At 60.1% G+C, this 20921-nt stretch carries 20 protein-coding genes and 3 pseudogenes; 7 read left to right on the top strand and 16 right to left on the bottom strand.

Translation table 11 applies throughout. The features are described from left to right. Window positions 1–16 precede the first annotated feature (16 nt). The 8 genes and pseudogenes from EY713_RS23310 to EY713_RS22565 form a co-directional block, all read right to left on the bottom strand. Complete coding sequence (locus tag EY713_RS23310) at window positions 17–229, bottom strand: hypothetical protein (protein ID WP_245573068.1); 213 nt, start codon at window positions 227–229, stop codon at window positions 17–19. Window positions 230–369: 140 nt separating this feature from the next. Beyond that, window positions 370–705, bottom strand: a pseudogene (locus tag EY713_RS23655) (FkbM family methyltransferase); the annotation flags it as partial. Window positions 706–1189: 484 nt separating this feature from the next. Continuing rightward, window positions 1190–1321 (bottom strand): hypothetical protein, encoded by a 132-nt coding sequence (locus EY713_RS23305; protein WP_245573071.1) that lies wholly within the window; start codon window positions 1319–1321, stop codon window positions 1190–1192. 50 nt (window positions 1322–1371) lie between these two features. Further along, window positions 1372–2079 (bottom strand): glycosyltransferase family 4 protein, encoded by a 708-nt coding sequence (locus tag EY713_RS22580; protein ID WP_245573070.1) that lies wholly within the window; start codon window positions 2077–2079, stop codon window positions 1372–1374. Next, window positions 2022–2372 (bottom strand): hypothetical protein, encoded by a 351-nt coding sequence (locus tag EY713_RS23300; RefSeq protein WP_245573067.1) that lies wholly within the window; start codon window positions 2370–2372, stop codon window positions 2022–2024. Before EY713_RS23300 ends, EY713_RS22580 begins: the two co-directional genes overlap by 58 nt. After that, window positions 2369–3085, bottom strand: coding sequence for a glycosyltransferase family 2 protein (locus tag EY713_RS23415; protein ID WP_165491263.1), 717 nt, complete (start codon window positions 3083–3085; stop codon window positions 2369–2371). Before EY713_RS23415 ends, EY713_RS23300 begins: the two co-directional genes overlap by 4 nt. Next, window positions 3045–6089: a methyltransferase domain-containing protein gene (locus EY713_RS22570; RefSeq protein WP_131120401.1), complete on the bottom strand. Its 3045-nt coding sequence runs from the start codon at window positions 6087–6089 to the stop codon at window positions 3045–3047. Before EY713_RS22570 ends, EY713_RS23415 begins: the two co-directional genes overlap by 41 nt. A 226-nt stretch (window positions 6090–6315) precedes the next feature. After that, window positions 6316–7422, bottom strand: a complete 1107-nt coding sequence (locus EY713_RS22565) for a glycosyltransferase family 2 protein (protein ID WP_131120399.1) — start codon at window positions 7420–7422, stop codon at window positions 6316–6318. Window positions 7423–7855: 433 nt separating this feature from the next. Between EY713_RS22565 and EY713_RS22560 the strand changes: the two genes are divergently transcribed. Beyond that, window positions 7856–8143: a hypothetical protein gene (locus EY713_RS22560; protein ID WP_131120397.1), complete on the top strand. Its 288-nt coding sequence runs from the start codon at window positions 7856–7858 to the stop codon at window positions 8141–8143. A 408-nt stretch (window positions 8144–8551) separates the two neighbouring features. Here the strand turns inward: EY713_RS22560 and EY713_RS22555 are convergent, their stop codons facing one another. After that, on the bottom strand, window positions 8552–9622 hold the full coding sequence (locus tag EY713_RS22555; protein WP_131120395.1) for a D-glycero-alpha-D-manno-heptose-1,7-bisphosphate 7-phosphatase: 1071 nt from the start codon (window positions 9620–9622) through the stop codon (window positions 8552–8554). Window positions 9623–9773: 151 nt separating this feature from the next. Here EY713_RS22555 and EY713_RS22550 point away from each other — a divergent pair. Together EY713_RS22550 and EY713_RS22545 are read left to right on the top strand one after the other, a co-directional pair. After that, window positions 9774–10079, top strand: a pseudogene (locus EY713_RS22550) (integrase core domain-containing protein); the annotation flags it as partial. A 692-nt stretch (window positions 10080–10771) separates the two neighbouring features. Beyond that, window positions 10772–11026 carry a hypothetical protein gene (locus EY713_RS22545; protein WP_131120393.1) on the top strand — a complete coding sequence of 85 codons (255 nt, stop codon included), beginning with the start codon at window positions 10772–10774 and terminating at the stop codon, window positions 11024–11026. Here the strand turns inward: EY713_RS22545 and EY713_RS22540 are convergent. The 6 genes from EY713_RS22540 to EY713_RS22515 all read right to left on the bottom strand — a co-directional run bounded on the left by EY713_RS22540 (window position 11023) and on the right by EY713_RS22515 (window position 15190). Continuing rightward, window positions 11023–11331, bottom strand: a complete 309-nt coding sequence (locus EY713_RS22540) for an addiction module antidote protein (RefSeq protein ID WP_131120392.1) — start codon at window positions 11329–11331, stop codon at window positions 11023–11025. The genes EY713_RS22545 and EY713_RS22540 overlap by 4 nt on opposite strands. A gap of 2 nt (window positions 11332–11333) precedes the next feature. Continuing rightward, window positions 11334–11633, bottom strand: a complete 300-nt coding sequence (locus tag EY713_RS22535) for a type II toxin-antitoxin system RelE/ParE family toxin (protein ID WP_131120390.1) — start codon at window positions 11631–11633, stop codon at window positions 11334–11336. Between the two features lie 579 nt (window positions 11634–12212). Next, window positions 12213–12947, bottom strand: coding sequence for a recombinase family protein (locus tag EY713_RS22530; RefSeq protein ID WP_165491262.1), 735 nt, complete (start codon window positions 12945–12947; stop codon window positions 12213–12215). A gap of 492 nt (window positions 12948–13439) precedes the next feature. After that, the gene (locus EY713_RS22525) at window positions 13440–13697 is read right to left on the bottom strand and encodes a hypothetical protein (RefSeq protein ID WP_131120386.1); all 258 of its coding nucleotides are present in this window, start codon (window positions 13695–13697) and stop codon (window positions 13440–13442) included. Between the two features lie 38 nt (window positions 13698–13735). Next, window positions 13736–14149 (bottom strand): helix-turn-helix transcriptional regulator, encoded by a 414-nt coding sequence (locus EY713_RS22520; protein ID WP_131120384.1) that lies wholly within the window; start codon window positions 14147–14149, stop codon window positions 13736–13738. Window positions 14150–14608: 459 nt separating this feature from the next. Continuing rightward, window positions 14609–15190 carry a TetR/AcrR family transcriptional regulator gene (locus EY713_RS22515; RefSeq protein ID WP_131120382.1) on the bottom strand — a complete coding sequence of 194 codons (582 nt, stop codon included), beginning with the start codon at window positions 15188–15190 and terminating at the stop codon, window positions 14609–14611. A 79-nt stretch (window positions 15191–15269) separates the two neighbouring features. Here EY713_RS22515 and EY713_RS22510 point away from each other — a divergent pair, with 79 nt between their 5' ends. The 3 genes from EY713_RS22510 to EY713_RS22500 all read left to right on the top strand — a co-directional run bounded on the left by EY713_RS22510 (window position 15270) and on the right by EY713_RS22500 (window position 17488). After that, the gene (locus EY713_RS22510; protein ID WP_245573066.1) at window positions 15270–16052 is read left to right on the top strand and encodes an aldo/keto reductase; all 783 of its coding nucleotides are present in this window, start codon (window positions 15270–15272) and stop codon (window positions 16050–16052) included. Window positions 16053–16114: 62 nt separating this feature from the next. Beyond that, a complete protein-coding gene (locus tag EY713_RS22505; protein ID WP_131120380.1) occupies window positions 16115–16438 on the top strand; it encodes a hypothetical protein in 324 nt (107 codons plus the stop codon). A 423-nt stretch (window positions 16439–16861) separates the two neighbouring features. Beyond that, entirely contained in the window at window positions 16862–17488 is a 627-nt protein-coding gene (locus tag EY713_RS22500) for a recombinase family protein (RefSeq protein WP_131120378.1), read from the top strand. A 130-nt stretch (window positions 17489–17618) separates the two neighbouring features. On the opposite strand, the pseudogene EY713_RS22495 reads toward EY713_RS22500, so the two are convergent. Further along, window positions 17619–17762: pseudogene (locus EY713_RS22495) on the bottom strand (IS3 family transposase); the annotation flags it as partial. Window positions 17763–17988: 226 nt separating this feature from the next. On the opposite strand from EY713_RS22495, the gene EY713_RS22485 reads away from it, so the two are divergent. Next, entirely contained in the window at window positions 17989–20823 is a 2835-nt protein-coding gene (locus EY713_RS22485; RefSeq protein WP_131120374.1) for a glycosyltransferase, read from the top strand. Window positions 20824–20921: the final 98 nt, after the last annotated feature.

Below are 20921 nucleotides of genomic sequence, written 5' to 3'. Positions count from 1 at the left end.
GGCCCAGACTAACCGCTTAGCCGGTCGTGTCCGCCTTGATCAAAGACCACGATTCGTTTAGCAACGCCGGTGCTACGTCGGTGCGGTTAGCGGGAACCGCCACAACGTAGTGCGGCATCTCGCGCGCGTTCCACGGCAGATCAAATTCCGGTCGACCGAAGGGCCGGCCAAACAGATCCAAGATCTTGAATCGATGCTGTCGATCAGCCAAAGAAATCGTCTGGCCCATAACCGGCTGGGGTCGCCGCGTCGCGACGTCCGAACTCGAAGGCACCACAGGACGCTGACGCGCCAACAAATTTCGGGCACCCAGGAGAGCGAAATAATCGTAGCCCTCAAGATCGAGTTTGACAAAGCGACCGGCTCGTCGGCAAGGTGGTCCAGCATGGTTTGCTTGACAGGATCTCTGGCTTTCGAGATCGGATACGTCGAAGAGAGGTCGCGCTTCAGCAGGCTGGATAGCGCTGGGTCGCTCACGATGTAGTTGAACGTCGCGGTCCCATCCCGCTCGGCGAGCGCCATCTCGTGGATGGTCACCTGGGGCTGCTCGCCAAACATCCGGCGAAGCTCGGCAGCCGCGAACGGAAGTGGCTCGAACGCGTGAATGCGTCCCGCTGCTCCCACGCGCGCCGCCATCGGCCCCGTATGCATGCCGAAATTGGCGCCGCCATCGATTGCCGTCGCGCCAGCTTGGAGTTCCGCCAAATAGCAGCGCTCGATCAGTGTTTCGAACGCGCCGTTGCGGTCCTGGCAGGTCCGCGAGGTGAAGTGCGGCCGCCCTGTCAAGTGGGGGGGAAGCCGCGTCGCTGATCGGCTCGAACGATCGCAGCACCGGGCCGCCCTGCCCAACCGAGATCGTTCTCGGCGGGTTGTCGCCGTTCAGCCCTTGCGACGAGATGGTCGCGGGCACGCGTGTCTCCGAAGCCGCAGTGGCCGCCTTCGGCTTACTGGCCGCGCCCTCCACACTTTTCTGTTTCCGCGCTTCGAAGACGCGGATCCATTGTGCCTCCGTTCCCCCAAGAACGACTACGTCATGTTCGATCAGTTTCAGACCGACACTTGTCAACATATCGCTGAGGTCATTGCCGTATTCCCGTAAAGACCAGCGCGCCTTCGGCTCGCACGGGGTCGCCGTGGTACTCGGGGGGAAAGATATGCTCGACCTTCCCCGAGTCCAGCCTGGCGCGCGTCACGCTCTTGAGCAGGTGCACGTTCTGCGGGATCGTGAAAATGTGTGATCCGCCGGAACGCAGAATCGGGCCGTTTCTGCAAAGCCGCGGGTCGGATCCGGCACGTGCTCCATCACGTCCTGGCTGATCACCAAGTCGAAGCTCTCGTCCGGGTAGGTGAGTTGTGTAAGGTCCTCGCACCTCACGCCGCCGGCCCTGAAGTGCCAACCGGGACGCCAGGGAAATATTCCGACATCGAGTACCACGGCTGTCCCCGGAGTGTGTCCGACACCCCGCCAACGAAACCGAACTCATGCACGGCCGATCTGGGGTTTCCGCCGGGCCAACTCGGCCAGCGACCCTTCACCATTTCGCGCCAAATGCTTTGATAACGCGCCCCCAACGCTTCCGCGCGGCCCAAGGCGAAAACAGTTTCGGCACACGAAAGATTCGGGTAGTTGCCGTCTGGTGGAGGCTCGATCAGATTGCCCGAACCGCAGATGCCGCACCGCAGCGTTGCAAAGACCCGCCCGACAGTTTTGCGAGCCGAGGCACGCGAAAATCGCTTGCGGACCAACGAAGCGCCCGCAACCGAAAGTGCGGCGCAACGCTCCGGGTCATTCAGCAGTTCAAGCACCCCCTTGGCGAGCGTGGGCGCATCCTCTGCCACGATCGCGTCCCGTCCGGGCTTAATGCCGATGCCCTCGGCGCCGACCGGCGTGCAAACCACCGGCACGCCGAATCGCATGGCGTCAACCGTCTTACCCTTGACCCCCGCGCCATACCGCAGGGCCGCGAGGACGAGGCGCGCTCCGTCCAGGAATGGCTCCACGTGGGGAACCTGCCCAGTCACTAGGATCCTATCGCTGGCGAGTGCCTGCACTTCGGGCGGCGGGGCGTAACCGACCAGTACGAGGCGTACGTCCGGTCGCTCCTGCCAAACCCGCGCATGATCTCTTGTGCGATGAACAAGGCCGCGTCCACGTTCGGGATGTGCGGAAAGCCCCCTACGAACAAGACGTCGGACAATTCGGCAAAATGTGCCGCGTTTCGCTCGCGGATCTCAGCTTCCTCGAAGAAGTAGGGCGGCAATACCGTGACCGGCGTTCCGGGCGCCAGATCCTCGATGATCCGCGCCTCGTCGGCACTCGGTGAAGTGACGTGATCCACTCCACGGAACACCTTCGTCTCGACCACCTTCATATGCTCGGCCTCGGGTAGCAGCGAAGTGTCCCCCTGAAGGCTCGCAAAACGCTCCATCCGAAGGAAATGCAGGTCGTGCGTGTAGTACGCAATATGGGCTTTGCTGTGCGTGCGGATCGCGCCGATGACCGTTCGGCGATTTCAGGTCGTGGCAGCCAGACTTGGCTCAGATGCGATCCATGCATCTCGATCCAACCCTCAATGGTTCGTGGAGCACGGATGAGCTCAATACCCTGCCGTTCCAGGGCTTCGGCGGCCGGCCCATCGGCCCGCCCGTCTAGGGCGCCGAACACGACACGCCATCCAGCGGTGGCGAACATCGACAGGTAACTGGTCATCGTCACGTCGCCCGCGTGCCGATTCGGCTGAGGGAGGAAATGCTCGACGACGAGGAGCGCGGGCCCCTCGTCGAAGGCATGACGCAGCATGAACTCGTCCCCTCCGTCCCAGGGATGCTTGCGGAGCCTCTCGGCAAAGCGTTCGACGAACTTGCTTTGGTTGATGCTGGAAAGCTGATCGCGACGCTCGGCCCCGTAGGACATGCTGCCGAGATGGACCACGCGGCTGCCAGGTTCATAGATGACCTTGAAGCCTTTCTCCTGAGCCCGGAAGGCGAGGTCGAATTCCTCATAGAACGCCGGTGCGTAATGCGGATCGAAGCCGCCAAGATCTTCAAAGAGTCTCCGCGGGATGACAAAGCAGGCCCCCGTCACGCAATCGACCGGCCGTCGATACGTATAAGCCCCGTCCTCGCGGCTCTGGCCACTCCCGATAGGGTAACCCCAGCCATTGGCGAGGATACGCCATCCGGCCTGCTGAATGGTGCCGTCCTGATTGAGCAGCATGCCACCCGAGATCCCGGCATTTGGGGATGTCGTCGAACACTTCGACGAGCCTCTTCAACCACCCGCCGTATACGATCGTGTCGCTGTTCAGGAAACATAGATATTGCCCGCGCGCCAACGACGCCCCTCGATTGCAGGACAGCAGGAATCCTAGGTTTTCGGTGTTGGAAACCTTGATCAGGCCGCCACTGTTGGGGAGCGCCCAGAGGACCGGCTCCCACGGGCAATCGTCTACCACGATCACTTCGAAGGATGGTTCTGTGTCGTAATGCGCAGCCAGAGATCGCAAGCAGTTCTCAAGATCCGGCAAGCCACGATAGGCCGGAATGATGATTGAGACGACAGGCGATTCCACAGGCGGAATATGGGTCGTCGAACTGCCGTACCATGCGACGAACGCGTCCCGCAGGTTGGTCTTCGGCTTGCCGGATGCGGGGCTCGGCGCCAGCTCGCTTATTTCGAACGGAGCGTTCCAAACGGCTCCGTCCGATACGGCCGGATCCTCGTGGTGGAAGCCACCCTGTTTAACCGATGGGATCCGATTCAGCAGTTCGCGATATTCGTCCGAATCGGGGAAGGATGCGACGATCTCGGCGAGCGGCAACTCTGCCCTCAGCCTCGCAGTGTAATGCTCCAACCCATGCGGATCCGGATCGCGACCAAGAAACACGCGATAAAGGTGAGCCACAAACCCTTGTCGCTCGGCGTCATCTCTGAACGTATTGAGTTCTGGCGCGTTTTTGGCGAGGGCCGCGCCATTCTCACCTGCGCGGTCGCTCTGACGCACCTCCAGGTATTCGTCCGAGTTGATGAACGTTTCGATGACTTCGATCAACGGAACGCCGGCCCGCAGATTATCTACATGATGATCGAGACCATGTTGCTCCGGATCGCGGCGTAGAAATACCCGATAGACGTCGAAAACAAACGTCCGACGCTCCGCGTCGTCGTGGAACAAAGCGGGCCTGAATGGGACGGGAGCGGCGTCGCGAAATGACGACTCCACGACGGCCTGCTGGGAGCGCCCCTGCGACGTGCGCCTTGAATTGAGTATCGAACGGAAAAGCCATCCGGCGCGCGGCTTCTCGGCGCCCCGAGTCTGTTGGAGCGTGGCGCGCTCTTTTTGCTCCTCGGTCCTGTTCCTTTCAGCGGTCAGCAAGTGCTGGCGAGCTTGTTCGAGATCCAGCTTCAAACGTATCACCTCGCTGCGCGAAACGTTGTATCGGCTGGCCAGTTCAGATGCAGTCCGGCGGGCGTCCGACAGCGCAGCATCGGCCTTCAACACAATCCCGTGCCGCTCGGCCTGCCGTGCTTGTTCCAACTCTGTGATGCGGGTCTGAGCCTCGTCCCTGCTGCGCCCGGAATCGGAATCAATATCAGCCAGCGCTTTTCGCAGTTGCAGCGCCTCGCCGGAACTTTCCTGCAACGCTCGTGCCAGCTTGTCTATTTCAGCATCGCTTTCATGGAGTGTCTCCCGCGCGGCGGCCAGTTCGCGCTCCAGATCGGAAGTCTGCGTCGTGGCCGCACCCAAGGCGGCTTCGCCCTGGCTCAAAGCTTCGGTGTGCCGGAGTTCGGCCACCGCTCTGTCGTTCTCAACCAACGACAACCGGTTTTGCGCGGCGGCCAGTTCGCGCTCCAGATCGGAAGTCTGCGTCGTGGCCGCACTCAAGGCGGCTTCGCCCTGGCTCAAAGCTTCGGTGTGCCGGAGTTCGGCCACCGCTCTGTCGTTCTCAACCAACGACAACCGGTTTTGCGCGGCGGTCAGTTCGCGCTTCAGATCGGCAACGCGTGTTTCGGCTGCGACACGGGCGATTGCGTGCTGGTGCGTCGCCTCCACGTGGCGGGCTTCGGCGGCCCCTCGCGTGCGCTCCACCTCAAACAGGTGGGCTTGATAGGTGGTCAGCGCCTCGGCGCGGCTCCGTTCCGCCTCGGCCCAGGCGCGCTCCGCTTCGAGCACATCCCGTTGACGCTGTTCCAATAATCTCGAGACCCTTTCGGTTTCCGCTCGTGCCTCCGCGACGTGGGCTTCCAACTGTACTACGCTAGCCTCTGCTCCCGGCAAACGCAGCGCGTGTTCCACCACGTCGTGCACGCTCCGTCGATCAAGGTAGATTGACGATGGAACCACCGGCAAGGATCCGTCGGTCGCGAGTGCGACAAGGTAATGCGCGCGTGCCAATCCCTGGGTCGCCTCAATGGTCTGGACTCCACGGCGCTCGTAACTGCGCCACCCCGCCTTGTCGGGCGACACCATGACGGACCCGAGAACAGGTCGCTGCGCCAGAACCGCGACCTGGGCGAAATGCGCATCGAGCAACGCATGGAACTCCGAACCCGTCAGCTCGAGAACATGATACGGGTTAGGATCGCTACCCGGCGCGGAGTAGACGGAGCGATCCGGCGTGCTCACGACGACCAAGCCGCCCGGCCGAAGGACCCGACGGACTTCAAGCAGAAACTTTTCCTGATCGGCCACGTGTTCAAGCGTTTCGAACGACACGACAACGTCGACCGACTTATCCGAGAGCGGAAGTTCGAGCGCGTCTCCTAAAAGAAATTTGAGGTTTGAAAAAGAGTAGTTCGCCTTCGCGTGCGTCACCGACGTTGCGTCGATCTCTACTCCAACAACGTTGCGAGCGACCCTCGAAAGCAACGCAGAACCATAGCCTTCGCCTGAAGCCACGTCGAGAACGTCGAGATCAAGACACAGATCCCGCGCCAGACAATATCGATGGTAATGCTCGAATTCGATCTGCCCTCCCATGGTAGTCGTCATACGCTCACCAGTAAAGGTGAGAGGATTTTCCGGCCTCGGCACAGTGAAGTTGCCATCTGTCCTGGACGTACGCGTAATTAGTGGCATATCAGGCATCGAGCGTTCTCAATCGTCCAGATGGCCGGGATTGCCTGTTTGCCGACGCAAACAATGGCTCCCGAGCTTCGTTTCTCGCCGACCCGCTCTCACAAGCCGCCGACTCGGCCGGTTTCCGGTTAGGGATCGGCAACCCAGCAGGCGCACGTCGCGTTCTGACGCGACACCGCCGCCCCGTTTCGGATCTCGCGCAGCCCTTGCCGGATTACCTCGCCGTGGTCAAGCATCACGATGATCGGAGCGCCAGCAGTCGTTGCAGCGCGGTCGTGAGTTCTTCGACGTGTGATTGGACCAATCCGTCTTCGTGAAACGAGGCGAGCAGGCTTACATGTTGGTCGAGTTGGCCGCGCAGAGTCGCTAGTTCGACCTTCGACTCGGACACCTCCGCCGCAGCATGCTCCAGTTGCAGTGAAAGCCGAGCGACCTCCTGCCTGAGCGCCTGCGCGTCGCTTGATGCCGGAACGGTCCGCAGTTCATTCGCCAATCGCCTAAACGGCTCATCCCCGGTGCGCGGCTCGAACCAGTGGTGCCGGTCATACACGAAATAGGATGAAAAGAGCGCCAAATCCCGCGATCCCGGAGCCTGCGGGTTCTGCGGCGGACGAGAAGCGGCGACTTGGACATAGTCTTCAAAGATCTGCCGGACTTCCTTGGGTTCCAGATCTCGGTTGGCAACAAGCGTGCTCTTGGGATGCAGACGGTATCGCAGAAGCGGCTGCCGGACAAAGATCGGCTCGCAACGCGCGGTGCACCTGAGCGCGAAATCAAGGTCGTGAACGGTGACATAGCGCCTGAATGGGCCGACGAGTTCGTGCATCGCGCGCGAGAACAGGAAATTGCTCGTCGAGATGCTGATGTTTCCGCGTAGCAGGGTGAATCCCAACCCGGCGTCATAGGCTGTCTCGGACAGGATGCTCCTGTACCAAACATTCGCCGCGTGGTTCGGCACTGAGTCACCCGCCTCGTCCATCCAGTCGACCTCGCTGAAGGCCAGATAGGGGCCGGACGATGGCACCCGGCGCATCATCGCGCTCAACCGGCCCGGATCGTAGAGGTCGTCCGAGTTCAAGATCGCGATGTGGCTGCCGTTGCCCACGCGGATGCCTCGCTCGATCGCGGCATGTGCACCCGCGTTGGCCTGCTCGACCAGCGTGATGTCGAGTCCGCTTCGTGCGATGAACTCGCGGATTACCGATCGGCTGTCGTCGTCCGATCCATCGTCTACCACGATGACTTCAAAATCTCGGAGCGTTTGCCGCTCCAAGCTCCTCAGCGTATCGGTAATGTAGCGGCCATGATTGAAAGATGGGATGATTACCGACACATGCGCCATCTCGACTGTCTTTCTGACCAACCCCCGTGACGTTCAGATCGGTGCGGGTCATTTGGTGTATTTAATCCGAGGCCGGCCATCTTAGCATGTCGATTTCGCCGGGCGCCACACGCGGTTTGCGGCGGCTCGGACGCAATGTTTACACTTCGATGAGACTCGGGCATCCACGGGCTGATACAAGGAATCGTGTATTCGCCGCTCACCACCAGGTCCGCTCCGTCCTGGCTCGGAAACGTGCCATCGTACCGGGCGAGCGACATGATGTTGTTGAGCGGATTGATCTCGGTCGCGAGAGCTTTGTGGGTCGTGACGTCCTCACCCGCCTAGACCCTATGATTGCTAGGCGTGAGGGTGGCCGGTCACCCGATATGCGACGGTACGAGGGTTGAGCCGGCTGGCTGGCACAGAGCCTCACGCATAGGAGACGGGCCACATGGACCATACCCGATTTATTGGCTTGGATGTTCACAAGGAACGGATCTCGATTGCCGTCGCTGAGAGGGGGCGGTCTGGCGCCATCGAGGACCTCGGCGAGATCGACAACGACCCTGGTACGATCCGGAAGTTGTGCGAGCGGCTCGGGCGTCAGGGCAAGCCGTTGGCGTTTTGCGACGAGGCGGGACCGTGCGGCTACGGTGTTCATCGCCAACTCACGGACCTGGGTCATCGCTGTGAGGTGGTTGCGCCGTCGCTGATCCCGATGAAGCCCGGCGATGGGTGAAAACAAACCGCCGTGATGCCACCCTGCTGGCCCGCCTTGATCGCGCCGGAGAACTGACGCCTGTCTGGGTGCCTGACGCTGATCACGAAGCTATGCGCGACCTGATCCGGCTGCGTAGCGTCGTCCGACAGGTCGTGACCCGAGCGCGTCAACATCTCCAAGGCTTCCTGTTGCGCCACGGCCGCAACACGGGCGACTTCGGTGGAAGTTCCTCCAAGGCCAGGCCAGGGGCAGGCATGGCTCCTGGCCAGAGCAGGACTGGTTCGAGGCCGCGTGCCCCCAGGCCACATCAGACCCACCGCCATCAAGACCCGAAAGCCGGGCACGAGATCCAATTTTCGACGATGCGGCCGCATGCGGCCCGGGGTCGCGACCTCGCGGCAGGTTGGTGTAGCCGCGAGATCTCGATCATAATGCCAAGTTTCCGAGGATGCGCTGTGCGGCCGCGAGCAGGTCGCACGTGTCGCTCGGAACGAGCACTCCCGGGATTCCAGCCCGGGCTGCGGCCTCCATGTCGCTGTCCTTGTCGCCGATCAGAACGCTTCCGTGAGCGTCGATACTCCAGTCCCGCATCGCCCTGAGCAGCATTCCGGCGCCCGGTTTCCGATCCTCGTGACGCTGCCGGAAGGCCTCCACGATGCCCTCGGGGTGGTATGGGCTGGAATAGAAGGCGTCGATGTGGGCGCCACCGGCCATCAACTTGTCCTGGATCGCGTCGTGAAAGCGGTCGACGTCGGCAAGCCCGTAATAGCCTCGCGCCACGCCAGCCTGATTGGTAACCACGATGACCCTGCGGCCGGCCCGGTTCAAAACCCGGATGCCGTCGAGCGCTGTCGGCGTGAATGCAAGATCCTCGACGCGAAAGGTGTAGCCGCGGTCGATGTTGATCACGCCGTCCCGATCTAGGAAGACGGCCGGACGGTGGAACCGCCGCGCGAGCGCAGCCGGCCCTTGCAGGCCCGGGCCGCCCAGGTCAAGGACGCTCCCATGGTCGAACCATGGAACAAGGCCAATCCTCTTGAGAGCCGCGGTCCAATCCGGACCCGCATCAGCCAGACAGGACCACAATACCTCCGCATCAAGAAGCCATACGATCGGATCCGCGCCCGCCAGAACCCGGCCTGGAGCCCCGGCCGGCTGCGGGTGAGCGATGAATCGTTCCAGCCCGTCGACCAGCTTATCGGCCCGAGCCAGAAGTATAGGTCCGCGTACCGGAGCGCCAAGACGGCCCACAAACGCAAGCGGACCTTCGCCTGCGTACGTCACGGTAGTCACGTCGGCATCGCCGATCCTCGACGCGGTCCACCGATCAAGCCCCGGATAGCCGAGCGGTGCCACAAGCGTCACGGAGCGGAAGCCGAGGCCCGCGTAGTTCAGGATGACGAAGTCCAGCAGAGGCCGACCGAGAACCTCAACGAGGAGGTCGATCCACGGTCGCCCCGCGCCATCAATAACGAGAACCGCATGTCGTGCTATCATGCCAGCTTTTCCTTACCGTACCATATACTCGGAAGGCACGATCGCCACCCCAGGCCGTACGGGTCCCCAAGATGCCGCTGTTGAACCCCGGCTGTTAAGATGCCCGCCGTTGTCGATGAGGCCGTCTTGCGATCATGTTGCGCGGTCGCTCCAGCGCATGAGCCATGTGCGCGGTGCACCCTGTCATCCCCAGACTCAGGGCAAGATCGAGCGCTGGCACCAGACGCTCAAAAACCGCATCCTGTTGGAGAACTACTTCCTACCTGGCGATCTCGAAGCTCAGATCGAGGCGTTCGTCGAGCACTATAACCATCAGCGCTACCACGAGAGCCTGAACAACGTGACGCCCGCCGATACCTACTTCGGCAGGGCCCAAGCCATCATCAAAAAGCGCGAAAGGATTAAGCGACAGACGATCGAATATCGACGCTTGCAGCACCGTAAGCTCGCCGCATAACATCACCCCCCCCGACGAGGCTGGTACTCCGCTCATTCACGCCGCACGTTGCGCCAAATGTTCTGACGACGGACAGTTTCGTCTAACTATCTCGCATGTCAGATGCGTGATCATTCCCCGGAGGCGTATTTCGTTGTGTGACTTTCAATGCCTTCTGTCGCGTATCAATCTACCTTCTCTCATGGCTCTGACCATCGCTCGATGTAGCGTCTCCTCGTCCGTCAGGATTGCTTCGTTTCCCTCTGCATTTGGGTTCGTTTTGAGAGGGCAATCATCTTCATTGGCGCTTGTCTGATGTTCGTTCGCATTCTCTTGGCTCATAGGTTGTTCCTATCTGTTTCGGGGATCGATTTAGAGGCTCGCTGAGAGCCTTCGTTTGTTTGAGGCGTAGGGGTAGCTCAATGCCTGTTAGATCGCATCGAGGGGGCTCCCCTGTTCGATTTCGAGGGCTGTTTTGCTGCGATCTCAGGATCATCGATTGTTTGAGGTTTTGGGGGCTCGGGATTTTACTTAACGAAACGCTAAAAATGAAAAACCCGGAGGTTTGTAAACCCCCAGGTAAGCAATCGGTAGTGAATTTGTAATTGATCCCACGTCTTCACTACTCAAACGTCATTTTTCGTTAAGTAGCCGCTGGTGAAGACACGACCCGGTCGGAGGCTTTGCCGCCTCCGAGGACCCGATCAACCCCTATGACGATCTCCATGAACGGTTTGGACGTCGCCTTCCGCATCAGCACAACCCATGACAGGGTTCGCCTTCTTGGAATCGAGCACGGCGGTGGCAAAGCAGGCACTGAAGCGTCAGGCTGCTCGTCGTGGCTGGCGGCCGCCGACGGCATCCGTCAAAATGCCCGGCATATTCCTCGATCGCCCAACAAGTTCGATCCCGATAGCATTCCACAACTCGACAGCAGACGGCTTAGAATGCTTCACCGAACTTTCTAAGCCCGGTTACCTGCCGAGACCGCCCGGAACTCCAGGTTAAGCGCTTTCATCACGCCCATCAGGGTGCTCAAGCGGGGGTCGCCGGTAGACGATAGGGACTTGTACAGGCCTTCGCGTGTGACATTCGCGTCCCGGGCAACCTCAGCCATCCCACGGGCGCGGGCGATTGTGCCGAGAGCCGTCGCGATATAGCTGGGATCTCCTGTTTGAAGGGCGTCCGATAGGAGCTCGACCTGTGACTCCGTGGTGATCAGGTAGAGCGCGGCGTCGAACGGTACAGTTTCAGTCTTTGATGCGTGAACCATTTTCAACCTTCCAATCCGACGGCTAAGACCTTTGCGACCTTGATGTCCCGGGTTTGGCTATCCTTGTCGCCGCCACAGAGCAGCACGATCACGGCCTGGCCGCGCCTCACAAAATAAACCCGGTATCCCGGGCCCCAGTCGATCCGTAGTTCGCTCACACCTTCACCAACAGGCTTGGCGTCGCCGAGCAGACCGGCCTCGATCCGAACTAGGCGCTGAGCGATTTTAGCTTGTGTGCGCTCGTCCCGGAGATCGGCTAGCCATGCCTGGAATTCGAGGGTCTGACGCACTTCAAACGGCATGCGTATCCTATAGTTCACAACTTAAGCGTCTGTCAATTATAGTTCACATTCCCGGACCACGTTAAGTCGCGTAAGCCAAGATGGCCCTAACCCAAAACTCGTGTTCCCAGCCGCCACTTTGGGCGCGTAATGGCCAGCCCGAGGCCGGAAGTCAGGTCGATTCGGCAATCCCGCGTTCGACGGCTGACCGGCGCGTCGGGAGCAGCAGCTGCAGCCCGCTTTCCGCAAACTGTTCGTGTCCGCGCTGGACGCTGGTAAGATCCAAGACAGCATCAGCGCCGATAACTTCCGGACGCTGCTGCCACCTTATGCGTGTCGGTCGACGAAACCCGACCTCGGCGGACGGCGCACGATGACTTCTTTCGACCTCAGCTCCACCATTGATCGGGATCCGCTTCGAACCGATAGCCGTCGTTCAGTGATCGAGCCATTCCTTGGGATAGAGCACCCTGCCGGCCATCTACCACGCCGGTCCTGACCCGGCCGTCGAGCCATTTGCTGTCACCGAGGTGCTGCACGTTGGTGGTCTTCGTCCACGAGCCTCAGCTTGCCTGCATGGATGTGCAGCGTCGCTTGCCATCAGAACATTCCATAGTTTGGATTCAGGTCCGTAGCGGTGAGACCATTTGATCCCGCTTCTGCCGTCTGGGCGATCCGCAGAAGCGGGCGCCGGATGTTGTTTTCGGTCCATCGCTGACCGCTGCTGGTGCGGGACCCCTGTGCGTTCAGGTCTGCCGCGATCGCCTTCTTGGTGATTTTGCCCGCCAATTGGATCGCGTCGATCAGGGGGGCAAGATCCTTGGCGTGCTTGGCAGCTTTCGATGCATTGGCCGCGGACCCCTTTCGTTGAGCCTCGGGTAGGTTCGTGGGGTTACCAAATACCTGACCCGCAGCACGTGCGCGCTGTAGCCCCGCCCTCGTCGTCCTGCGTATCCGCTCCGCCTCAGCCTGAGCACGCTTCGCCTCCCCCATGATCACCGCGCGAGACGCACCCTCGCCGGCTGTCGCACTGATAATATGGAGGCAACCCTCCGCCACCAGCCGTTCGAGCGTGTCGGTATCTCGGGAAAAGCGAGACAGCCCGTCGACGATGATCGGACAGCTTAGCTCTATCGAACGCGTCATAGCCTTCCCTGATCCCGGACGCAGTGAAGGATCGATGCCAGCGCCAGACGCCACATCCCTGCACGTCTCGATGATCTCGATACCTGCCTCTCGCGCAAAGGCTTGGATCCTCGTCATCTGGTGATCGAGTCCTGCACCGTTCTGTCGATTGGGAGTCGAAACTCGGAGGTAAGCGATCGCTGATTTCATGAGCATGACCATACGATACCCATTCGGTATGTACATCTCTAAATGCCTGTCAGAAGCGCTTATTCTCGCTCATTCCTTTAGTGGTGAGCAAGTCCGGTACACCTCTATATGGGGGATACTCGGCATAATTCAGCTAGCTGATCCGTTTAGTGATGTACAACTCCCAGCCGCAACCGCCGGAGGCGGCTCGATCCAAAAGGAAGAGGGCCATGTTGATCGTCCAGCGAGCGATATCGCTGAAAAGCCATGCCGATCAGATCGTGATCGTCGCTTCGGTATCAACGCTGGAAAGTGCGTCGGGTCTGACCTCACCAATATGGCTGTGACGCGCGGTTCGCACCTTGATCACCGCGCTGCATAGAATGCTAGACCCGACTGGGATCGGACGTTCAGCCCCACCGCCAACCAGCACATGGACATCCAACACCGTGCCTCTACCGGGTCGCCGGGATCGACGCATCCGACCCCGGCAGTTCACTTGCTTGAAGCTGTTCAGCGCACGCCTTTGCTAATCACAATAAAAGCCGCCATCAGGATCACAGACTCTGCGATCAGAGCTATGGCGAGAGTTGGCCCTAATCGCCGGAGCCAACCCATAAAATTGTTGTCGCCGTTGCCAACAATCCGCCTGTTCAAGGCATCGACATCCATGCGGAGCTGCGCGACCTCGTGAGCGGCTTCCTCACAGCGCTCCGACGAAGCGCCAGCCTGTTGCAGCGCGATGAAAAGCCCTGCATCGACAATAGCCATTAGGCCCCCTTAAGTAAGATGACATCGTATCGTTTGGATCATGCTCTTGTCAGGCCAAGCGTCAGTACGGCGACGGCGTTCCCAATCTGCGTTTCGGAGAACTCGGGATCTCGGTCTTTCGTCGCGCGCCGAACGGCTTCGAGCAGAGCTCGCTCGTGGCGGGTGACAATTCCTCCGAATATCTCGTCGATGACTTGCCGCGTATCTGGCCAGCTCTGCTCGAGAGCCAGACGGAACAAGTGAGCCGGATCGGCACCGACCGCCGCAGCAAGTTTAGGGACTCGATCGAGAGGCAATTTTGCTTCGTCGTGTTTTAACATCGATAACATGTTCGGTTTTGGAAAGCCGGTTTCGCGCGCAATGTCACGCTGGCTCTTGCCACTCGTATCGATCGCATGGTGTAAATAGGCCGCAACAGCCGATAGATTTTTATGCTCGTACAATTTTGACATATCAGTCCTTAAATATTGCATAGATATTGCGTCATCGAAGCGAATGCATTCGCTGACATCTATATTATTGCAATAGTTTGAATGGATCGGTATGGAATACTTTAATAATATAAAAGCCAAAAAACTATACTATAAAAATATAGCTTGATTAAAGCGGTTTGAGCGAGATGTTTTTATTAATCTTTGACGTGATTCTTGGATCGCCATATGAATCTTATGAGCAAAGGAATCGCCTAACCGGTTTCTTACGATACTGATTTGAGCAACGACCAGGGGCACTGAGCGAGCCAATGACCCATCATGAACGACGCCAGCATGGTGAGGCGACGGTCGTTTATCGAAGCGATGGAGCGGCTAGCCCGGCCTGAGGATCGATATCGAGAGCTACGCCGTCTCGATTAGCGTGTACGGTGGACATCACCATCTATGCGAGCGGTGATCTGCTTGTTTGCGGGGGTTTCAGTGACCAGCTTCATGCGCAGCCGGACGCAGACCTGCCATAAGCAGGTCCAGTACGCGCGCGACCTGCCTGCAATCGGCTGAGAGCGCCGCCGGAAAAACCGACCCTGCGAGGATCACCGTGATGTCGTCGGGTTGGAAATCGCTGCGAATGCTACCGTCGTTCGATCCCGCCACCAGAAACTTTGCGATCGTTGCGTTGATTCGCGTTCGTATCTCGGATCCTTCGGTCGAGCGGGGCGCAAGCGCAATCCGAAACACGTCATGCATCGCATGCTTGGCAACCACGAACTTGGCATAGCTGTCCATCCACTGCCGCATCGCTTCGGCCGGTGGGCGATTGGCAAGAAGGTCGTTGGCCTCGCTGTCGAGCGCATCGAGTTCTGATTGATACATCGCCTCGACCAGCGCCTCTTTCGTCCGGAAATGGCGATAAAGCGTACCAATCCCGACCTCCGCCGCGCGAGCGATCGCTTCAAGCGAGACCTTGGCCTCCGCCGTCGAAAACAACCGCTGCGATTCAGCAATGATCCGGGATCGGTTCTTGACACCGTCGGCGCGTCGACGAACTGGCGTTGACAATCGGAGGAGCCTCCGGTTATAGACATGGACAAACGGAGGTAGCTCCGTTTGCAAACCTATGTATCATGGATGTGCGCTGATGTCCCACGGTCAAGCGATGAACGACGGCCGCCTCGGCTCCCTCTCCCTCGGCATGCAGCAAGTCGCTCGAGTTGGTTTTGGCGCGATGCAGTTTGAACGCCTGACCAACCAACCGGCAGAGGCTGTTGATCTGCTGCGGCGGGCAATCGATCTGGGCATCAATCACGTCGATACGGCCCTGTTTTACGGAAATGGCTCCGTCAATGACGTCATCCGCAAGGTCTTGCTCGACACGCGCGAGATCGTCGTCGTCGTGACCAAAGTCGGCGCTGACCCGGACCCAGGCAAGGCGGTTCCGATCAAACCAGCGCAGCGCCCCGAGCAGCTTCGCGCCAGCGTCGAGGACAATCTGCGCAGCCTTGGGCTGGAACAACTGCCGGTCGTCAACCTACGTCGCCTGGATATCGCCCCGGGATTGGTAGCCGAAGGGGACCAGATCGTCGACATCGATGATCAGCTGGCCATGATGATTGCCTTGCGGGACGAAGGCAAGATCGGTGCGATCGGCGTCGGCTCTACCAGCCGCACGAACCTTGAACGGGCCATTCCCGCGGGAATTGTCTGCGTCCAATCCGCTTATAGCCTGCTGAGCCGACAATATGAGGACATGCTTGATTTATGCGTCGCGCACGGCATTGCATGGGTGCCGCTCAGCAAGGTTGTAGAGGCCGGTGAAATTCGTCTGCGGGTGACGGGCGAGTACGGCATCCACCAGGTGGCCGACGCGCAACGCACGCTTGAAGCCGGCGGCCTGCGTGGCAGACCGGTGATCGTCCTCTAGCGATCTTTCCGCCGATCGTCGGGCTGAATCTTCAATCTCTCCACGCATAATAGGAAGCGCATATGACCATCAACCGAGCATTGGCCGCTTGGCAGCCTGCTTTGGGACGGGAGTTGGAGAGCGGGACCGTGGACGCCCCAGCCCGGCTCGGGAGATTTGACGGATTTCGAGTGGTCGATCATTGCGTCGCTGTTGCCGAACGCCGCGAGCTCGCGGCGCGACGTGAGGCTCTCACGCTGCTGAGGCGCGATATCGCCAAGATGATCGAGCTCGGCCTCGAGGAGGGCATTGCGGCCGACCGGCCGGCGTTCACGAGGCTTACGCCGCCGCCGGAGCTTTACCCCGCTCCCCACGGCTTCGGACGTCGCGACGTTCGCCAGCATTGAAATCCGGGTCCGTAGCGTTTTGATGGCGCACGCAAATGCGAATGAAATGAGCGGCACAAACAGAGTTCAAATAGAGAGACGTTGACTGAGGAAGAAGCGGACTCTCGACTGGATACCTCCAAATACCTCGCGGTTTCGACCGGAACGATGCGTGGCCAGATTAGGTTTTTCGACATTGACGAGCGGCTGAAGGCGATCTCGGCCAAGAGCGACGATCTCGAGCGGCTGGAGGCATTAGGCATCTGCAGGCGACCGACGAGCTGAGCCAGCGTCTGGCATGCCGGTTATCGACCACGACCTGCCACTCGTCACACAATCTACTTTTTGGTAGGTTCACGGAGCATAGACAGGAACATGCGTTAGGTGACAGAGTATTTGCATCGTGACGGGTGTTTGGGCTTTGTCACGCAGACGAACGTATATGTGACAACGCAAATCGGTTACGCACGGGTGTCCAAGGCGGATGGTAGCCAGGTCCACGACCTCCAGCGCGATGCGTTGGTCGCGGACGGCGTCGATCCCGACCATATTTATGAAGACACCGCCTCGGGGCGGCTCGACAAGCGGCCGGGGTTGGACGCCTGTCTGAAGGCGCTACGCCGCGACGATACGCTCGTCATCTGGAAGCTCGATCGGCTCGGCCGCGACCTGCGCCACCTCGTCAATACAGTCGGCGACCTGACCAAACGAGGCATCGGCCTTAAGGTGCTGGCGGGTGAAGGCGCGTCGATCGACACCACCACCGCCAACGGCCGGCTGATCTTTGCGATCTTCGCCGGCCTCGCCGAGTTCGAGCGTGAACTGATCGTCGAACGCACCCGCGCCGGTCTGGCGTCCGCACGAGCGCGTGGGCGGCATGGTGGGCGTCCGTTCAAGATGACGACTGCCAAGCTTCGCCTCGCCCAGGCGGCGATGGGCAAGCCGGAGACAAAGGTCGCCGAACTATGCGCTGAACTCGGCATCACGCGGCAAACCCTCTACCGTCACGTTACGCCAAAGGGAGAAATCAGACCCGATGGCGAGAAGCTGCTCGCCCAACGTGCTAGGTAGATGCCAAAGCTGTTGGTCAGCAGAGCCAAAATGGGGGGTCCGGTAGCAACGGAACCGAAAGTTCGATTCAGCCCTCGTCGCCGCTGTTTCGAGGGTCGCGTAGCGGCCTGAGTTCGCCGCGGGCGATCTGGTCGGGCAGGATGTCCTCGCCGCGCAAGCCTTCGAGCACGATCCGGATCTTGTCTTCCGCCGAAAAGTGTCGGCGGGTCGCCCGCCGGATGTCCTTCACCACCTGCTCGGCAGGCTTCTTGGCGATTGAGGATTTGGCTCTCATCTTCGTTCCTTCGTCACGACGACGAGACCCAAATCCTCCTCAGTTCACAACCTCAAATCTGTGCCATTGGTGCTGACGCCGGACAGTTCAGATAAATGGAGCCACCTTAGCCTTTCGTGTAATGGAACCTGTGCTCGTGGCTTCGCTGGATGCGTGCTCTGGCGCTTGGAGTACTGAATTTGTTTAACGACGCACATTTGGAACCGTATGTGCATGGAGCCCTAAATTGAAGATCAGCTTGGGCCTTCCACAGATGGCCAACGTCGGTAGGCTCGCCTCGCCGTCTCTCCTTGTCATGTTCTACATGCGTCGCGCCGCCGCGCGTCAAGGCCGATCCAATTGGGCGGGTGCCGAGCAAGCGTGGCAGGCCGCCCTTCGCGAGGCGAGCCGCGGTGGCCTCGATGCGAACACGCGGGCCCAGTGCTGGCTGCAACTCGGCATCTGCCAACACTTCCTGGACGAGTTGGACGCGGCGAAGCGCAGCAGCAACGAAGTTCTGAACCTTTCGGCTGCAGTCGCGGAAACGAGCGACGGCCGTCTGCTACGCGCCCGCACGATGCGGGTCCGCCGTCCCGAAGCGGCGCGTGCAATCCTTGTCGAGGCGCTCGCAAAGGATCCAAATCACACACCGATCCTTTACGAGGTCTCCTCCATCTCGCTCGACCTCGCGGACCCTGGTCAAGCGCGTCATTATGCCGAGCACCTAGTGGCGCTCGAGCCATCGAATTTATCATTCACTCGCCTCGCGGGAGAACTTGCCCAACGCAGCGGCGACTGGGCTGCGGCGCGTCGCCTCTTCGAACGACTCGTCGAGCTGGCCCCCGAACAGCCCGATACGTATATTGCGTTGATCGGCGTCTTGGGTGTCACAGGCGATCTCAGGGCGGCGCGAACCGTCGTGGTCCAGGCCCTCAAGGCCATGCCGGGGGAATATCTTCCTCTGCAGAAGCTAATGGAGGTTTACGAGGCCGTCGGCCGCGTTGGCCGCGCCCGACTGATCTGCCGCTTTCTCAGGCGGTGCTGGCCGCACTCGCTTTGGCACAAACTGAAATACGCGGAAATGTTGGCTCTCGAAGGCAACCTTGAGGTCGCTGACCGCGAGCTAGCTGGATGCGATGCATCGATTGCCGATCCTGACTATGCGCGGTCGCTTTGGCGCGTCGCCAAGCTAACTTTTGCCCGGCACGAAGCCCTAGCGCGGCTGCGAGAGGTCTGCGCCTCTCATCCGAACGTGTTCGAAACGGAACTGGACTACGGCTATGCCATAGCGGATGTCGAAGGTGCCGCGCAGGCAAGCGAGCATTTTCACCGCCTTGCAATCCGCCACCGGTTTAACCAGCTCGCCATGCATGCCATTGCTCATATGGCGGTACGCGAGAAAGTCGCCGGACAGACATTAGTGGCGTGGCGACGTGCAACCGCGATACACCCAGCCGACCCGCATGCGATGAAGGAGTATTGCCGAGCCCTGTTCGAAGCCGGTCACGGGCGCCGCGCTTTCGAAACTTGCGCCCGGCATCTGGCACGCTTCGAGTACGACGTCGCTTACGTCGAATTCTACACATGGCTCAGCGTAGCAGTAGGACGACTCCGCGAGACCCTGGCTTTTTGCCGCCAAAACATCCGCCGTTACGCCAGATCATGGCAGTTTCTGGAGAGCGGGCTCATCTGCGCAATATACCTCCAAGAAGTTGATGGTGCTCTGGCCGACATGCTGCCTTTTGCGCCGCCGGTGGCAAACACCAAAGACGTTGTGCGCCTCTACGGCCTGATGCGCCTTGCCGCAATCGTGGAGAAAGAGGCGGCGCTGGTAGGCCGGTTTGTGATTTCCTATGAGGATCGCCACGAGCATCCATGGCTGATGCGGCTCGCGGCGGAGGGCGTGTCGGCGGACACGTCTTCAGCGCAAACGGCTAGGCTTTCAGAAGGCCTTTACGCCGGATCCCCATTTGCAGAATCGGTCGAGTCCACGGCTGCAAACAGCTTCGCGCGTCTCACTGCTCCTGAGATTGATCGCCTTTTCGACGATCGCTCCGGCGCCTTTCCCACAATTCACATTTTCAGTCGATTCGAGCAGGCCCGAGGCGGAAGCGAATTGCATGCCTTGGATCTCGCCGAACGGCTTCGTCAGTACGCACTGGTCGACCTGTGGGCCCCCGAGATGTGCCATGACTCATTTTTAAGTGACGGCTCGGTGCATGTCGTTGATCCCTACGCCGGCCAACTGCCCTCGCCGGGTGGGGTCATCGTTCTGGTCGGCCTCTACTTTGATCTGGGTCCTTGGATTGCGACCGTTCGGCCGTCGCGCATCATCGCTCTCTACAATACGTTCGAGGCGCCTCATTCGATGGAGCGCGTGCGCAACATCGAGCGATGGACAGGGCGGCGGGTCCAGCTGCTGTACTGTTCGGAGATGATGAAGAACGAGCTGGGCTTGCCTGGCTTGTTCGAGCCCTCGCCGACTGATCTCGGCCTGTTCCATCCGGGTGCGCTGAAAAGCCAGCCATTCACGCTCGGACGGCACAGCCGCGACGTGATCGAGAAACATCACCCTGAAGACGAGAGCGTGTATCGAGCGGTTGGCGAGATGGGCGGGCGCTCGCTCGTTATCGGCGGCGTTTCGATGTGCGAGAGCTTTGGCGCCGTCCTCGGTTTGGAGCTTCGGCCTGCAACCTCTAAAGGAATCCCGGAGTTCCTGCGGTCGCTCGATTGCTTCTTTTACCGGACAGGGACCTGGGTCGAACCTTGGGGGCGCGTGGTGATCGAAGCCATGGCGTCCGGGCTCCCCGTCGTTGCGCATCGCCGTGGCGGGTATGCGGAGGCGATCGACCAGGGTGTTAACGGATTTCTGTTCAATGAAACGGAAGAGGCGATCGCCCAAATTACCCAGCTGCAGGCTGACCCCGATCTGCGTCTCTGGATTGGTAGAGAGGCCCGCGCCAGCGCAGAGAGGATCGTTGGCCAAGACGCGATGCGACGCCTAGCGGCCTTCTACTTTTTTGATCCTCTAAGCCTTGCTGAAACGAAGTACGCCTCCGCCGGAGGCCGTTTGCAGCTATGACCGGATAGTAGTTGAGGCGAACCGTCGAAAGCGTGGCCGTTACGTCTCTTCGGGAAAGCGGTAGGTCATAGCACCGCAGCTTTCACACCAAAGCGCAC

The sequence above is a fragment of the Lichenihabitans psoromatis genome (assembly GCF_004323635.1).
GTDB classification, from domain to species: Bacteria; Pseudomonadota; Alphaproteobacteria; order Rhizobiales; family Beijerinckiaceae; genus Lichenihabitans; species Lichenihabitans psoromatis.
Note: the sequence above shows the minus strand (reverse complement) of the source record. Positions and strands in the feature narration are given on the sequence as shown.

Coding starts and splice junctions, on each gene's coding strand:
- EY713_RS22545 (WP_131120393.1), top strand. CDS start 10,772: ATGACGATCTCCATGAACGGTTTGGACGTCGCCTTCCGCATCAGCACA.
- EY713_RS22535 (WP_131120390.1), bottom strand. CDS start 11,633: ATGCCGTTTGAAGTGCGTCAGACCCTCGAATTCCAGGCATGGCTAGCC.
- EY713_RS22505 (WP_131120380.1), top strand. CDS start 16,115: ATGACCATCAACCGAGCATTGGCCGCTTGGCAGCCTGCTTTGGGACGG.
- EY713_RS22570 (WP_131120401.1), bottom strand. CDS start 6,089: ATGCCTGATATGCCACTAATTACGCGTACGTCCAGGACAGATGGCAAC.
- EY713_RS22560 (WP_131120397.1), top strand. CDS start 7,856: ATGGACCATACCCGATTTATTGGCTTGGATGTTCACAAGGAACGGATC.
- EY713_RS22510 (WP_245573066.1), top strand. CDS start 15,270: ATGTCCCACGGTCAAGCGATGAACGACGGCCGCCTCGGCTCCCTCTCC.
- EY713_RS22565 (WP_131120399.1), bottom strand. CDS start 7,422: ATGGCGCATGTGTCGGTAATCATCCCATCTTTCAATCATGGCCGCTAC.
- EY713_RS22525 (WP_131120386.1), bottom strand. CDS start 13,697: ATGGCTATTGTCGATGCAGGGCTTTTCATCGCGCTGCAACAGGCTGGC.
- EY713_RS22520 (WP_131120384.1), bottom strand. CDS start 14,149: ATGTCAAAATTGTACGAGCATAAAAATCTATCGGCTGTTGCGGCCTAT.
- EY713_RS23300 (WP_245573067.1), bottom strand. CDS start 2,372: ATGAAGGTGGTCGAGACGAAGGTGTTCCGTGGAGTGGATCACGTCACT.
- EY713_RS22540 (WP_131120392.1), bottom strand. CDS start 11,331: ATGGTTCACGCATCAAAGACTGAAACTGTACCGTTCGACGCCGCGCTC.
- EY713_RS23310 (WP_245573068.1), bottom strand. CDS start 229: ATGGGCCAGACGATTTCTTTGGCTGATCGACAGCATCGATTCAAGATC.
- EY713_RS22530 (WP_165491262.1), bottom strand. CDS start 12,947: ATGAAATCAGCGATCGCTTACCTCCGAGTTTCGACTCCCAATCGACAG.
- EY713_RS22555 (WP_131120395.1), bottom strand. CDS start 9,622: ATGATAGCACGACATGCGGTTCTCGTTATTGATGGCGCGGGGCGACCG.